The sequence below is a fragment of the Ignavibacteriota bacterium genome, assembly GCA_016212665.1.
GTDB lineage: Bacteria > Bacteroidota > Ignavibacteria > UBA10030 > SZUA-254 > FW602-bin19.
Map to the genome: position 1 here is coordinate 91,234 of JACREZ010000013.1, position 14,863 is coordinate 106,096.

14 protein-coding genes are annotated in these 14,863 nt (G+C 42.0%); 10 read left to right on the forward strand and 4 right to left on the reverse strand.

All coding sequences use genetic code 11. From position 1 onward, the window contains the following. Positions 1-60 precede the first annotated feature (60 nt). The 7 genes from HY960_04550 (at position 61) to HY960_04580 (ending at position 7,230) form a co-directional block, all read left to right on the forward strand. Entirely contained in the window at positions 61-1,407 is a 1,347-nt protein-coding gene (locus HY960_04550; protein ID MBI5214999.1) for an amino acid permease, read from the forward strand. Further along, positions 1,404-2,507, forward strand: coding sequence for an aminotransferase class I/II-fold pyridoxal phosphate-dependent enzyme (locus HY960_04555; protein MBI5215000.1), 1,104 nt, complete (start codon positions 1,404-1,406; stop codon positions 2,505-2,507). The genes HY960_04550 and HY960_04555 overlap by 4 nt, the downstream gene beginning before the upstream one ends. 133 nt (positions 2,508-2,640) lie before the next feature. After that, positions 2,641-3,024 carry a fibronectin type III domain-containing protein gene (locus HY960_04560; GenBank protein MBI5215001.1) on the forward strand — a complete coding sequence of 128 codons (384 nt, stop codon included), beginning with the start codon at positions 2,641-2,643 and terminating at the stop codon, positions 3,022-3,024. A 21-nt stretch (positions 3,025-3,045) separates the two neighbouring features. Next, complete coding sequence (pta, locus tag HY960_04565) at positions 3,046-4,029, forward strand: phosphate acetyltransferase (protein ID MBI5215002.1); 984 nt, start codon at positions 3,046-3,048, stop codon at positions 4,027-4,029. 162 nt (positions 4,030-4,191) lie between these two features. Beyond that, positions 4,192-5,331, forward strand: coding sequence for a DUF1624 domain-containing protein (locus tag HY960_04570; GenBank protein MBI5215003.1), 1,140 nt, complete (start codon positions 4,192-4,194; stop codon positions 5,329-5,331). 190 nt (positions 5,332-5,521) lie between these two features. Then, a complete protein-coding gene (locus tag HY960_04575; GenBank protein MBI5215004.1) occupies positions 5,522-6,364 on the forward strand; it encodes a hypothetical protein in 843 nt (280 codons plus the stop codon). A 224-nt stretch (positions 6,365-6,588) separates the two neighbouring features. After that, positions 6,589-7,230, forward strand: coding sequence for a hypothetical protein (locus HY960_04580; GenBank protein MBI5215005.1), 642 nt, complete (start codon positions 6,589-6,591; stop codon positions 7,228-7,230). 214 nt (positions 7,231-7,444) lie between these two features. Here the strand turns inward: HY960_04580 and HY960_04585 are convergent, their stop codons facing one another. Next, entirely contained in the window at positions 7,445-8,626 is a 1,182-nt protein-coding gene (locus tag HY960_04585) for an anhydro-N-acetylmuramic acid kinase (GenBank protein MBI5215006.1), read from the reverse strand. A gap of 156 nt (positions 8,627-8,782) precedes the next feature. Between HY960_04585 and nfo the strand changes: the two genes are divergently transcribed. Continuing rightward, complete coding sequence (gene nfo / locus HY960_04590; protein ID MBI5215007.1) at positions 8,783-9,682, forward strand: deoxyribonuclease IV; 900 nt, start codon at positions 8,783-8,785, stop codon at positions 9,680-9,682. Positions 9,683-9,736: 54 nt separating this feature from the next. On the opposite strand, the gene HY960_04595 is transcribed toward nfo, so the two are convergent. After that, positions 9,737-10,348: a C40 family peptidase gene (locus HY960_04595; protein ID MBI5215008.1), complete on the reverse strand. Its 612-nt coding sequence runs from the start codon at positions 10,346-10,348 to the stop codon at positions 9,737-9,739. 131 nt (positions 10,349-10,479) lie between these two features. Between HY960_04595 and HY960_04600 the strand changes: the two genes are divergently transcribed. Further along, positions 10,480-10,623, forward strand: a complete 144-nt coding sequence (locus HY960_04600) for a hypothetical protein (protein ID MBI5215009.1) — start codon at positions 10,480-10,482, stop codon at positions 10,621-10,623. Continuing rightward, a complete protein-coding gene (amrS, locus tag HY960_04605) occupies positions 10,620-11,687 on the forward strand; it encodes an AmmeMemoRadiSam system radical SAM enzyme (protein MBI5215010.1) in 1,068 nt (355 codons plus the stop codon). Before HY960_04600 ends, amrS begins: the two co-directional genes overlap by 4 nt. Before the next feature lie 137 nt (positions 11,688-11,824). Here the strand turns inward: amrS and HY960_04610 are convergent, their stop codons facing one another. Both HY960_04610 and HY960_04615 read right to left on the reverse strand, forming a co-directional pair. After that, positions 11,825-13,231, reverse strand: coding sequence for an Ig-like domain-containing protein (locus tag HY960_04610; GenBank protein MBI5215011.1), 1,407 nt, complete (start codon positions 13,229-13,231; stop codon positions 11,825-11,827). 45 nt (positions 13,232-13,276) lie between these two features. Then, on the reverse strand, positions 13,277-14,620 hold the full coding sequence (locus HY960_04615) for a hypothetical protein (GenBank protein ID MBI5215012.1): 1,344 nt from the start codon (positions 14,618-14,620) through the stop codon (positions 13,277-13,279). Between the last annotated feature and the right edge of the window lie 243 nt (positions 14,621-14,863).

The following is a 14,863-nucleotide window of genomic DNA, read 5'->3' on the forward strand; positions in this document are numbered from 1 at the left end:
AACCAAGAACAAACTAATATTATTTTGACTCTGGTTCATTTTATCGTATTTTTGTCAAAAATGAATTTGAACAACCAAGTTACACAACCAACCCTCGCCCGCCGCCTCGGCTTGTTCGATGCGACGATGATTGTCATGGGCGGCATCATCGGTTCAGGAATCTTCATGAATCCGTACGTGGTGGCACAGTATGTTCATACTCCGTTTTTGATTTTAAGCGCGTGGCTTGTAGGCGGTATCATTGCAATTGCCGGTTCATTCGTTTATGCAGAACTTGCCGCGCGTAAACCTGAAGCAGGCGGAGAGTATGTGTATCTTGGCGATGCAATTCATCCTGTTGTCGGGTTCATGTATGGCTGGGGTTTATTGTTCGTTGTCCACACGGGAGGAATGGCGGCTGTCTCTCTCACGTTTTCGCGATACTTTCTCTCACTTACCGGACTTGCGCTTCCCGATTGGCTCATTGCAATAATAACGCTTGTCATTCTTACCACTGTGAATTGTCTCGGCGTAAAAGAGGGAAGCAACCTCCAAAGTTTCTTTATGGTTTTGAAAATCGGCGCAGTGCTGATGCTGATTGTTTGTGGATATTTATTGATTGACGATTCACGATTCACGATGCAACCGCTTCTTGACCGACCTCCTTCGTTCGATTTAGTTTCAGGATTTGGCGCGGCATTAGTTCCATTACTCTTCGCTTACGGTGGTTGGCAAACATCGAACTTTATCGCAGGTGAAGTAGAAAATCCCGATAAAAATCTTCCACGCGGCTTGTTAATCGGAACAGGAACGGTGGTCGTTCTCTACATTCTTGTCAACTACGTTTGTCTTCATGCGCTCGGCGCAGATGGATTAGCCCAAACAAAAACTCCTGCAAGCGCAGTGATGCAACTTGCGCTCGGAAACACAGGCGCATTGTTCATCGGACTTGGCATCACAATTTCAACTCTCGGGTTCCTCAGTCAATCAATTCTTACCGGACCGAGAGTTTACTATGCGATGGCAAACGACGGAGTATTTTTTAAGAAGGTCGGCTGGGTTCATCCCAAAACAAAAGCGCCGGTTGTTGCAATTGTGATGCAAGGAGTCGCGGCAATTGTCATCGCACTTTCAGGAAAGTACGAACAGATTTTGAACTATGTCGTCGCCGCAGATTGGGTTTGGTTTGGTTTGGGCGGCGCGTGTATTTTTGTTTACCGTTTGAGAGATAAGCGCGCTGGCAACAATCATTCGGGATACAAAATGCCGGGACATCCTTACACGACAGGAATTTACACACTTGCCTGCGTTGCTATCGTCGTTAGTACAGTGTACAATTTCCCGTTTGATAGTTTGATTGGCTTGGCAATTATTGCAACAGGAATACCACTTTTTTATCTCTGGAAAATCAAAAGAAGAAACGCATGACACAACGTCTTCTCAGTTCGGAATACATGCACTGGGTAAAAACTCTTTCGGGTGTAAGGTACAATCTTGCTATCAGCGGGATGGTTGATTATCCGCTTTCTGAAATTCCTTATCAGCAAGAAGATTTGCTCCTCAGCGGAGCGGGTTCGTACGGCTATGAACCGCTCAAACAAATCATTGCTCAGCAATACAGCGTTTCAGCCGATTCGGTTGTTACAACGCTCGGCGCTTCGATGGCAAATTATTTGGTGATGGCATTGCTCCTCAAACCCGGAGATGAAGTTCTCATCGAATATCCGGCTTATGAACTACTTGTTTCTGCGGCAAAATTTCTTGGCGCTGATGTCAAACGATTTATGAGAAGATTCGACTACGGCTTTCATATCAACCCGGAAGAAATTAAAAAAACAATCACACCCAAAACGCGGCTGATAGTTTTAACCAATCTTCACAATCCGACAAGCGTTTATACCGATGAACTGACGTTGCTTCAGGTCGGCGACATCGCCCGAAGCGTCAATGCTCATGTCTTAGTTGGCGAAGTTTATTTGACGACAATGTTTGACAAATCGTTTTTCACTGCCGCTTCACTCGGAAAAGAATTCATCACCACGAACAGTCTCACGAAAGCGTACGGTCTCAGTGGTATGCGGCTCGGATGGATTCTGGCAGAACCGGAAATTACAAACAAGTTGTGGCGATTGATTGACCTTCTGTACGTTAATCAAACAACATTAAGCGAGCGATTGGGTGTCCGTGCATTTCAACAAATAGACAAACTTGCTACTCGTTCACGCACGATCCTCGACCAAAACCGCGTGTTACTCTATCAATTCCTTAGCTCAAGAAACGAATTGAATTGCGTACTTCCAAGTGACGGAACAATCGTTTTTCCTCGACTCAAAAGAGGAAATGTTGACGAGTTGAGCGAACTACTTCGAACAAAATATGAAACGGCATTCGTCCCCGGAAAATTCTTCGACATGCCTCATCATTTCAGACTTGGGTTATGCGGCAAACCGGAACTGTTTGCTGAAGGATTGAAACGACTGGGAATGGCGTTGGATGAACTACATGAGAAAAATTCTACTATCGAATGAAAAACAGTAAATCATGTTTGCAATATTTATGATTGTAAAATTCGAATTTGTTTCGGATTTAGATATTCGAATTTAGTGTTTTATGTTGGGAACTCGTATCTTCATCAGGCATCAACAAACAAAGTAACTCATCATGTCAAGCAAAATATTTCTTCTTATTCTCATTACCATCGGTGGAATTTTTATTTTTTCAGCATGTGAAGAAGAAGAAAAAGCCATAACGCGTGAATACATTTTGCTGGGAGTTGATACCGCAGGCATAACAGAAAGTTCCGTCATTCTCAAATGGACACGAAGCAACTCGTTTGAGTTCGACCATTACCAAATTCATCGCTCGAAGGTACGGGGCTTCACCACTTCATCTTCCACATTCATCAAAGACATCTACAACCAAAACACAACACGCGATACAGTTTTTCCTCTTCTCGCCGGAACAACATATTTTTTTAAATTAAAACTCTTTACCAAAGATGGCAATTCGACCGAATCGAATGAAGCATCTGCCAAAACATTGTAACAACATTTGAAAACGAATACCATGATACCCTCAGAATTACTCACTTCGATAAAAGAACAATCCAAACTACTCAAGAAATCAATCGTCCTTCCCGATGCAACGGATGAACGCGCAATCAAAGCGGCGCGCATTCTCACCGATGAAGGAATCGCCAACCCGATTCTCGTCGGAAGCGAATTGGAAATTCAAACAAAAGCGGAAGCGCTGGGCGTCGCTCTCGGCGGAATCCGAATCGTTGACCCGAGCAAGTCAGAAAAGTTGAGCGACTTCTCTCACATCTTTTTTAATCTCCGAAAAGCAAAAGGACTTGAATTCACAGAAGCACAAAAGATTATGCAGAATCCTCTTTTCTTCGGCGCAATGATGGTGCGGGAAAACATGGCGGCAGGAAGTGTTGCCGGTTCGCTTTCAACCACAGGCGATGTCTTGCGTGCGGCGATTCAAGTCATCGGAATGAAAGAAGGAATCAGCATTGTCTCAAGTTTCTTTTTGATGGTGTTTCCACACAAAGTTTTTTCGTTTGCCGATTGCGCCGTCGTTCCCGACCCGACCATCGAACAACTTGCCGATATTGCAATCTCGACAGCGGAAAATCATCAGAAACTCACCGGCGAAGAACCTCGTGTTGCAATGCTTTCGTTCTCTACGAAAGGAAGTGCAAGTCATCCGTTTGTTGAAAAAGTTCAACAAGCGACTGCACTTGTCAAATCAAAAGCGCCGCAACTTATTGTTGACGGAGAGTTACAACTCGATGCGGCAATCGTTACAAAAGTCGCACAATCAAAAGCGCCGAGAAGTCCCGTTGCAGGAAATGCGAACGTCCTGATTTTCCCTGACTTAAACGCGGGAAATATCGGCTATAAACTTGCGCAACGACTTGGCGGCGCAGAAGCAATTGGTCCCGTCGTGCAGGGATTAAAAAAACCCGCCTTTGATTTATCACGCGGTTGCAGTGTAGATGATATTGTAAACACGGTTGCAATTAATTGTATGATGGGAGCGTGAACTCGTTTCTTGATGCTGGATGCTGGATCCTTAATGCTGGTTGCTGGATACTTGTTATTAATTTTGAGAAATGCAGTAACCTCTAACCTGCAACCTGTAACCTATAACTGATACCGTATAACTTCTCATTCACTTTTAATTTTTAACTTTTAACTGAACGAAGTGAAGCATCGCTACCTATTCATTGACGTGTACCGGACATGCATCATCCTTCTCATGCTCGAAGGACATGTGCTTCGTGCGTTATTAACTCCGGAGATTCAGCAAACAGGTTGGTTTCTGTTTCATGAGTTCTTTCATGGATTGAGTGCGCCTGCTTTTCTATTCGGTGCGGGACTGACGTTTGTCATCTCAACACATAAACGCTGGCAGGAATATCATCGCTGGGGCTCGCCGCTTGCACGACGTGTCGGCAGGTTCATCATCATCATCGGGCTTGGACTTGCAATCCATCTCCCCTTCTTTTCTTTCCGAAAAACCTTACTTGAAGGAACCACAAGAGATTACCTGCAACTCTTTCAATCCGATGTTCTTGCGTGCATCGGCATCGGATTACTTTCGCTTCACGCGTTGGTCTTTTTCTTCAAGCGGGAAGATTGGTTTTATTATCTTGTTATCGCAATCAGTCTTGCGCTTGCGTTCCTCACACCAATCACATGGAATATCAATTGGCTTGATAAACTCCCGCTTGCGTTCGCTCAATTGATGAACATGAACAACGGTTCTGTGTTTCCGCTTTTTCCTTTTGTCGGATTTTTGTATGCAGGCGTCATCACTTCGTTTGAATTTCTTGTCGCAGTCCGAAACGGAAAAGAGAGAGCGTTTATCAAGAAACTCGGTTTAACAGGCATTGCGATGATTGTCGTCGGATTACTTGCCGAATTAATTCCCGGGCATGAATACGGCGCGCACGATTTCTGGTACACATGTCCGACATATTTTTTCATTCGCACCGGCGCGTTGTTTTTGATTACGACGGCAATCTGGTTTGCTTCTCAGAATATTCAATCAGCAAATCCTTGGTGGACAGTTCTCGGACGGGAGTCGTTGTTGGTGTACGTCCTCCATCTCCCGATTCTTTACGGCTCAGTCCTGAACGCCAAAACAAACATGACAAAACTTTGGGGTATGAACATGAATATTCCTGAATCAATCGGAATGTTTCTCTTTGTAACAATTGTTTTATTCGCTGTTGCTTACCTTTGGAATCTCTTAAAGACGAAACAAACGAATTACTATCGCTTATTGCAACTCAGCATGGCGATGGTGTTTTTGTATTTCTTTTTTACGATGGACTACTGATGATACCTCAATCTTTTATCAAGGATTTGAACAATAAACGATGATGGTTTGCATTTGTTTTTCACTTTGTTTAAGTTAATGCGGATATTTTACAATGTTGTTGAGAGTTCGCTTACTAGAAAGTCGAAATATCAGGAATCTGTATAAACAATAGCTAAATGGAAAGACTCTACTTATTACTCGAAAAAATATGGCAATAGAAGAAAGCCCAGTCATAATCAATAGGTTTCTTGAGTCCTATCCCCCAGGGACAGAATCCAAAGTCAGAGTTTATGTAACATCCTACAAAACCTCGATGTCAAGCGGCCTTGAAATGCCGCTCGGCGACCTACAACTTTATTGCTCCTCAGAGCAATGCAATGGCATTCGATCGTTTAGATCTGAAACCAAATCTCTCTATCCAAAAGTGAAGGAATCAGAAATCACATTCTTACAGTACTCATGTAGAAACTGTTTGACCAATAAGAAGATTTTTGCTGTCATCTTCACACTTCACGACAATACTTCCGCAACCATATATAAAATGGGTGAGGTTCCTGTTTTTGGAGATCCAACACCAACTAGATTACTTAGTTTACTTGGGTCTGAAAAGGATTATTTTCTTAAAGGCAGGCGTGCGGAAAACCAAAGTCTTGGTATTGGTGCATTTGCTTATTATCGAAGAGTTGTCGAAAACCAAAAGAATCGGATTTTAGACGAAGTTATCAAAGTTGCTGATCTAACCAATGCCCCAACTTCTTTAAAAGAAGCACTAAAACAAGCAAGAGAAGAACCTCAGTTCTCAAGAGCAGTAGAATCTCTCAAAGGAGCAATACCAGATTCTTTGTTGATAGAAGGCCACAATCCATTGACATTGCTTCATCAAGCTCTCAGTGAAGGCATCCATGCACAGACTGATGAAGAATGTTTAGACTTAGCAGGTACAATTAGAACTGTTCTATCCTCGTTTGCAGAACGCGTCGGTGAGATACGCCGGGAACAATCACAACTAAAAGAAGCCATCTCGAAACTGTTGAATCGAAAGAAGAAATAAATTTACTTTCGTGCTTTCACAAAGACCGTCAGTCAACCAGACGTTGCAACTGACGACGCGTCTGAGTTTTGAATGGTGAGTTCCTATAAATGACAACTTAGGATACAATAGTAATCAACAAATTAATAAAAGTTGCTCCGGTCAGAAACGTTAAAACGCAACTTTGTTCCAGTTCGTTAGGTAGTATAAATTCAAGGTTATAAAAATAATGAAAAAAAGGAGAGATGAATACTAAGTATATTAAACAAAAAGAAAAAAGTTTTCGGCAAATTATTTCCAGCCCATATACTAAATTAATCAGTGCCGTTTTTGCAGCTGTTGTATTTTACTTTGGCATTAAAACTGATTGGGATATTCAAAAAGAATCTGAAAAGAAAAGTAAATCTGTAATCTGTTATGCATTTACCATTAGTCCAGTGAGTAGTCCTTTTTCAACTTTAGAAAAATCTGGAAGGTGGATTGTTAGCGTAATGATTATGAACCAAGGTCCTGCTACTGCTAATTCGTTAGTGTTTCATCTATACTTAATGAAATCGAATTATTTAAATCATTCTGTTCCGATAATGACAAGCAAACCTGCTACAGCAGATGTAAATATTCTTCAAAGAAATCCCCCGGAATACTTTCAAATTGTGCTTAAAAACTTTTCACCTTCTGATGGGGCATTTTTTGAAATTCCATTTGAAGCATCAAATGAAAATATTCAGAAACTTTACTTTGAATGGAAAAAATCAATGTTTTCAAATGATTTGCTGAAGAAATTTATTAATTCATTTGAATTGACTGGGGAAAATATTATTTCGGAAAATATGGGGATGGTTGATGCAAAAACAATGAAAGAGAATTTAGATGAAATTGCAAAATGACACCAAGCAAACTAGTCAGGTATTTTTACCAAGTATATAAAGAAGAACAAAAAAGCTCTAACCCGAAGCATCAAACGTCGAACAGAGAAATTTCGACTAAAAGTACTTAAGCCCATTATATGCAGCATAATCAAGAAACATTGCTCTATCCTAAATCAATAGATTGGTGTAGTATAAATGTTGTAAGATTATTCATTGTTCTGTAACGCCATATTCAGGGCAAACAAACTTTCCCTAACATTGTTTGTTTACTCGCACCAGTTGCATTCGGTACATTCGATGCATTTCCTGCAATAGTCTCATTCGCAAGAATCGCAAACGCAACCGCCTCTTTTGCATCTGATGACATTCCAAATTTTTCAATCGAAGAAACTCTCGCCTCACTGAAATATTTTTGAAGCGAGTTCATCAAATAAGAATTGTGAACACCGCCACCACTGACAATCAATTCTTCAATCTTCGTTTTCTTTTTGATGAAAAGAAGATACGCCTCAAACACACTCAGCGCAGTGAATTCCGTTACTGTTGTAATGATATCTTCCGTTGGTTTTCGTTTGGAATGAGCGAGAATCTCCTTCACAAACAATTCACCGAACATTTCCCTGCCTGTTGACTTTGGCGGTTTCATTTTCAAATATGAATGTTCCATCATCCGATGAAGTAACTCAGGAATAAGATTTCCGCTTGATGCCACTTCGCCATTCATATCATACGCCCGGTTGTAAAATTTCTTCATCAGTGCATCAATAGCCATGTTTCCCGGGCCGGTATCAAAAGCGGACATTTCATCGAGTGAACAGGATTTCGGAAGTACGGTGATGTTTGCAATTCCCCCGATGTTCAACAACGCACGATTCTTTTTCTCTGACCTGAACAAGAGATAATCAACATACGGAACAAGCGGCGCGCCCGTTCCTCCTACCGCAACATCCGCAACACGAAAATCACCAACGGTTACAATTCCTGTTCGCTTGGCAATCACGCTTGGCTCACCGACTTGCAACGTCGCCCGAATATCTTTTCCAAATAATTTCTTTGTTTCAGGAAGATGTTGAATAGTCTGTCCGTGTGAACCGATGAGGTCAATATTTTCAATGTTCACGTTCGCCTTCTTGCAAAGAGCAATGACAGCATCGGCAAACAACTCGCCAATGAGAAAATTCAATCGGGCAACATCATCAAGTCGAGCGGTGTTTGCATCGGAATTCTTCAGAAGGAATTTCTTAAATCCGGTTGGATACGGAAACGTCTCGAACGCAAGCACATTCACTCTCGTTTGAATTCCGTTCCCAACTATCTCAGTCAACGCCGCGTCAATTCCATCTGCCGACGTTCCTGACATCAAACCGATAATGAGTTTTTTCTTTTTATCTTTATTCTGAATACGTTTAAACATACATATTAATTCTCTGTCATTTGTTATTTGTTATTTGTCATTGGTCATTGGTCATTGGTGATTCGTGAATAGTGATTAGTACATAGAGAGTTGTCAGTTATACCACCAAATGACAAATGACAATTGACTAATGACTTTCATTTGATAAATGAATACATGAATCCGACAACCAAAAAATCCGAACCACAAACCAGTAACCACGAACCTCTCATCGGCGCGCATGAATCAATCTCAGGCGGTATCTACAAAGCGTTCGAGCGTGGCGCTTCTGTCGGTTGCAGAACGTTGCAAGTTTTTACCAAGAACAACAATCAGTGGCAGGGCAAGCCGCTCACCGATGAAGACGTTGCAAACTACAAAATCGCTCAGTCGAAATCAAACATCGCACCGGTGATTGCGCATGACAGTTACCTCATTAATTTGTGTGCGGCTGATTCGGCAATTCTGAAGAAATCAAGAGAATCGTTTGTGGATGAGTTGCAACGGTGCGAGTTGCTGGGAATTCCGTATCTCAACTTTCATCCCGGCTCACACATCGGCAAAGGCGAGGAGGATGGAATTAAACTCATCATCGAATCACTCAATCTTGCGCACGAGCAGACAAAGGGATTCTGCGTGCTAAGCGTTCTCGAAACGACAGCCGGACAAGGAACCGCAATCGGGTATAAGTTCGAACATCTCAGAATAATCATTGATGGAGTGGATGAGCCGGAACGAATGGCAGTCTGCATTGACACGTGCCATATCTTTGCTGCGGGGTACGACATCAGTACCGAAAAAGGGTATGAGAAAACGATGCAGGAGTTTGATGAAGTGCTCGGTTTGAAACGGCTCGTCGCGTTTCATGTCAACGATTCAAAGAAACCACTCGGCTTGCGGGTTGACCGACATGAACATATCGGGAAAGGTTTTATCGGTGAGAATGGTTTTCGATTTTTGATGCAGGATTCACGATTCACTGACATTCCGAAAATTCTTGAAACACCGAAGAGTGAGGATTTACATGAGGATAAAATGAATCTTTCGTTACTGAAGAAACTTGCTTTGGAGTTGTAGCGATAGTTTAACCACAAAGCACACAAAGTTGTCTCGCAAAGCGCACAAAGTTTTTCAGTTGGATTCGAGTGCGTTGGAATTAAATCCAAGTATCCTTTTCGCCCCCGCAAATCGTTTGTGGTAATACGAATTTGCGAGTGAGGCAATCGAAACGCCGAGTTTTCGTGCGGAGTGAACGAACTGTCCGTTGCCGAGATAAATCCCGACGTGGTTAATTCGTTTTCTTTTTGATTTGAAAAAAACAAGGTCGCCCGTCTTTAATTCAGATTGAGAAACAGAATCGCCCAACGTAAATTGTTCTCTCGATGTGCGAGGTAGTGCAAACGAAAATGCATCTTTGAAAACATTCTTCACGAAGCCGGAACAATCTACGCCCTTCTTTGTATTGCCCCCTTTTCTGTATCGCACTTTCGTCCACTCGTTCACTTCACGCATCAACGACATCGCGGCAAGACTCAAACTATCTTCTGCACACGGTTGAATTGCAAGGTTTTCCATCCACAACAACGTATCAAGAAGCGGCTTCACGGGTTTGAGAAGAATAGATTTGCTTTTTGTTTTCACCGGTTTTTTCGGCTTCCCCTTTGAAAGCGCATGAGCAAATGAAGAAAGTAATATTGTCAATGCAATAGCAATCGTAGCGATAATTATTATTTTAAATTTCATAGTTTCTCTTACTGATGGTAATGATTAGACAATTGAATTCGCTTCATGGTTACAGAAGCGGTGAATTAATTTTGTTTTCATTGTCCCACGACTGAAGTCGTGGGCTACTTATTGTTAACCTTCAATAATTTTTGAGAGAATGGTCAACAAGAGCAATGGTTGTTGATAAGTTTCCGAAACAAAATAAGAAAATTCTGTTGGCGATGCAAGCGATTTTCATTGACCGTGCGGGAAAATTAGAGTATATTTACAGCGACGTAAAGCCAATGTCATGACAAAATCCGAAACCACGCCGAAAGAAATTCTCGCAACTCACACGCACGAAGGTGTTCTCTACAATCAACTCGAAGGCGGACGTATCGAATGTTATTCGTGCGGACATCGTTGCGCTATCGGCGATGGGAAAGATGGAATTTGCCGTGTCAGATTTAATCGCGGCGGGAAATTGTTTGTACCGTGGGGATATGTCGCCGGATTGCAGGTTGACCCGATTGAAAAGAAACCGTTCTTCCACGCTCTTCCCGGACATCTTGCAATGAGTTTCGGAATGTTAGGGTGCGATTATCAATGCGGCTATTGTCAGAACTGGCTCACATCTCAAACACTTCGTGACCCTTCTGCAAGCGCACGGTTTGAAATTCTCTCGCCCGAAGATATCATTCTCGCCGCACATCAATACGATGCAACAGTTGTTACAAGCACATACAACGAGCCGCTCATTACTAGTGAATGGGCGGTTGAAGTTTTCAAAATTGCAAAACGCTACGGGCTCGTCACTTCATACGTCTCGAATGGAAACGGAACACCGGAAGTCATCGAATATCTCCATCCTTGGGTTGATTTGTACAAAGTGGATTTGAAGGGATTTCAGAATAAACAATACAGAAAACTTGGCGGCGTTTTGCAAACCGTGCTTGATACAATCAAATTATTGCATGAAAAGAAATTTTGGATTGAAGTTGTTACGCTCGTCGTTCCCGGATTCAATGATTCGGAAGAAGAGTTGAAAGATATTGCAAACTTTCTTGTTTCCGTTTCGCCTGATATTCCTTGGCATGTTACGGCGTTCCATTCCGACTATAAAATGCAACTCACTCCAAATACACAAATCAAATCGCTGATGCGCGCCGCAGAGATTGGCTATGAAGCAGGATTACACTTTGTGTATGCCGGAAATATTCCGGGACAAGTTGGCAGTTATGAGAATACCTACTGTCCGAAATGCCATGAGTTGTTGATTGCCCGTTGGGGATATACTATTCAAAAGAACACGATGAAGAATGGGTGTTGCCCGAAGTGCAGGTTGAAAGTTCCGGGGTTTTGGTCTGTGAAAAAGTAAGCGGATACAAGATAGTAATTGCTGGGGTGTAGAGAGCGAGGGCGCTTGGGAGAAATTTTCCCAAGCGCCAATCCGCAATTCACAATCCCTGCCCGACGAACAAGTTATTTGGCAGGCGGGCGCAATCCGAAATCAAATCAATTCGGTCTTGTCACAAACGAGAACGAATAACTCTCTCTCATCGGTGTCCCGAACAAATCACGTACGGTATTTGCAACCGTCACCGTGTAGAGCGTATTCGCTTGCAACGCTGTTGATGGTTTGAATGTCAATTGAGTTTTGCTTTCTGAATTGTAATAACCATCTCCCCAGACAAAAGTACCGGAAACATTGGGCGAAATTGAAAACGCAGTTTCAACACTTGATTTCAAGACATACGTATTGAAATTCATCCGAATATATGTTCCCGTGGATACAAACAATTCTGCATTCGTTGGATAGGTGTTCGATAATGCGACGGAAGCAGTTCTGAACGAAAATGCAAATTGCTCACCGAGTTTATTTCCATCGAGGTCAAGCGCATTTGAATCAATCAACACGTTGTAGGTCGTGTCAGCACGAAATACTCCACCGAGATAAATTTTCATCCTGTTGCTGTCGGGCCAAACAAATATCCGTGCATCATTCGGTGTAATGGAAACCGCTTGTTGAGTCGAGTGTTTATTCATCCGTCGCGGAAATGTTACTGTTATTCCATCATACGTTAATGGCTGAACATCAATGTCCCCATCTATCGGGTCACTCTGAATTCCGTACACTGTGTAGCCTGCTTGAACAGTACTGAAACTAAAGTTCAAAGGAAATTGCAAATGATTTCCTGCTGTATCTTTCGCTCCGGTTCCAAGCGTGATTGTATACGTCGTATCAACGTACGAATTTACTTTAGCGATTGAATATGTAAAGGAAGTAATTTTGCTGTAGGTTGTTATCACTGCCCCGTATTCAATCGGCGAGAACGACATATCGCGATAGTAATAAGCATACTGCAATGTCGGTGCGTACACGCCCCAATGGAAAACTCCTTTCGTCGGTGGATTGGTCGAGAACGCTTCTTCAACACTTTTCCTATCCATCGGTTGAGTGAACATTACCGAGATCGAAAGTCGCGCATACCTGTTATCATACACAACTTCTGCTTTATCTTGTGGATAATAGGATGAAACGAGGTCAGGCGTTTTCGATAAATCGAAATCGCCGACATAAATAACCCCCCCGCCTGTGACGACAACATTGTACCGTTTGTACAAGCGATAATTTGCCGCCTTCACCGTCATGTCATAGTTTCCGATTTGAATACTGTTGAACGCGAACGAGCCATCGTTCGGGTCAATCAGCGCAGAGTCAACAATGTTCACCTGACTAATATAGACTTTCGCGCCACTGTTCTTTTGTACTACACGCCCGACAATATCGCCATGAAACTGGTCATTGACGGTTGGTTTATCTGTAGGATTAACTGTTCTGTACTCAACAATCTTTTCCGTGCAGGAAATAAATATGACTGAAGCCGTGAGCACAACTGCTAATAAATATTTAACGTTCATAAGAATCTCCATACTAAATTTCGATAGTAATGTAACAAACTTTTTTTATAATTGATAATGTAACGAGAGAAGGCTAAATAATGATTGTGTCTCACCGGAGATAAACCAAGGACCTTTAATAATCATTCCTTCACTTATCGTCCCATCAATGGCAAAATCCCAAAATCGAAATCCTAAGCCGAGCGTAATTCTTTGTTGACCTGCGGAAAATCCATTGGGGTCCCCATACCATGGCTGTTCTGTAGTGCTTGTTGTAGTCGAAGTATTGGTTGCAGTCTGTTCAATCCTCGTTGATGTAAATCTGTTAAAATAGCCCATTCTACCAATGAACCAGTCAGTAAATTTCCATTCCATACCAAATGATATTTTTGGTAAGTCTGACATTTTTTCTACCCTTGAAATTGAACTCATTTTATTATTTGTTGAGAGTGACTGAATCTGCATAGTCGCACCACCGACAAGCAATAACCGATTCTTACTATAGTTAAAGCCAATTCCCATTTCCCAAGTTGAATTACTCCACTCTGATGTTTCTACTGGGTTGCTAACTTCGGTCGTCGTAATTTTAGGCTCCCATGTGAAACTGTATAGTCGCCCAATCGGTATCAATGTTAATTTATCATCGAGTTCATAACGCACTCTTATATCAAATCCGTATTCAGTTCCTCCATCCGTTTCAAGTGTCGTAGTCTGATAAAATGAGGAATAGGTTCCTTTCATTGAATTGAAGCCAAATAAAAAAACCGCGTCTGCAACTACGTTGTCACGAACTTCCATATTGCCACCGATTTTCAGGCGGGTTGTTCTACTTGATTGCTCAGTGACTTTTGCGATATCATCAGCACTTCTACTCCAACCTCCAATACTCAATGACGCTCCGAGGTCAAACTTCTCAAAACGATAGGCAAGCGCTAATTCAACAGGATTGAGAGGTCTTCCAAAATCCGAAAGTCCGACCCGGAATGTTTTTCTGTTCATCTCTGAAGTCGGATCAAACCAGGCATTGGAATAATCGGAAGTGTAGAGCGGTGACTCTCTTTTATTAAAAATAATCGCAGTATTAAAATTTTCCGAGAGTGTAATATTCGCTCCCAAATATTGTGTGCTACCACTCCCAGAAGAACCATCGGTAGTGCGGAATCCAACATCACCCCAAATGAAGTCTTTATATTCAATGAACTGTGCCGGATTAATATGCACACGCATTGCATCGTCAAGAAACGGGTTTATTGGTCCGCCACCAAGTGCAATATTTCGAGCCGTACCACCGCTTGAGAATATCTCATCTTGGGAGAATGAAAAAGCAGACACGAAAAGAACAAGAACACTTACAAGAAGTAATCCACTGATAATACTTTCTTTATGGACAGATTTTACTTTCTGACTCATTGTTTACTCCGAACAGTTAGTGAAAGAATGTTGTTGTTTGTGCAAATGTACAATTGTTTCCTTGAAAATCAAACATAAAAAGCAATCTCATTTTGTTAATTCCCTTATCCCCGCTATAGACACCCCAATAATCATGTAACCTATTGAACAATAACGCGTATGACTGTTAGACGAATTCACCGGATGGGTGAAATATCAGGAAAATAGAACTTTTCACATTGATGCGAATACAAATAGTACCAA

Coding starts and splice junctions, on each gene's coding strand:
- HY960_04550 (MBI5214999.1), top strand. CDS start 61: ATGAATTTGAACAACCAAGTTACACAACCAACCCTCGCCCGCCGCCTC.
- HY960_04555 (MBI5215000.1), top strand. CDS start 1,404: ATGACACAACGTCTTCTCAGTTCGGAATACATGCACTGGGTAAAAACT.
- HY960_04560 (MBI5215001.1), top strand. CDS start 2,641: ATGTCAAGCAAAATATTTCTTCTTATTCTCATTACCATCGGTGGAATT.
- pta (MBI5215002.1), top strand. CDS start 3,046: ATGATACCCTCAGAATTACTCACTTCGATAAAAGAACAATCCAAACTA.
- HY960_04575 (MBI5215004.1), top strand. CDS start 5,522: ATGGCAATAGAAGAAAGCCCAGTCATAATCAATAGGTTTCTTGAGTCC.
- HY960_04580 (MBI5215005.1), top strand. CDS start 6,589: ATGAATACTAAGTATATTAAACAAAAAGAAAAAAGTTTTCGGCAAATT.
- HY960_04585 (MBI5215006.1), bottom strand. CDS start 8,626: ATGTTTAAACGTATTCAGAATAAAGATAAAAAGAAAAAACTCATTATC.
- nfo (MBI5215007.1), top strand. CDS start 8,783: ATGAATCCGACAACCAAAAAATCCGAACCACAAACCAGTAACCACGAA.
- HY960_04595 (MBI5215008.1), bottom strand. CDS start 10,348: ATGAAATTTAAAATAATAATTATCGCTACGATTGCTATTGCATTGACA.
- amrS (MBI5215010.1), top strand. CDS start 10,620: ATGACAAAATCCGAAACCACGCCGAAAGAAATTCTCGCAACTCACACG.
- HY960_04610 (MBI5215011.1), bottom strand. CDS start 13,231: ATGAACGTTAAATATTTATTAGCAGTTGTGCTCACGGCTTCAGTCATA.
- HY960_04615 (MBI5215012.1), bottom strand. CDS start 14,620: ATGAGTCAGAAAGTAAAATCTGTCCATAAAGAAAGTATTATCAGTGGA.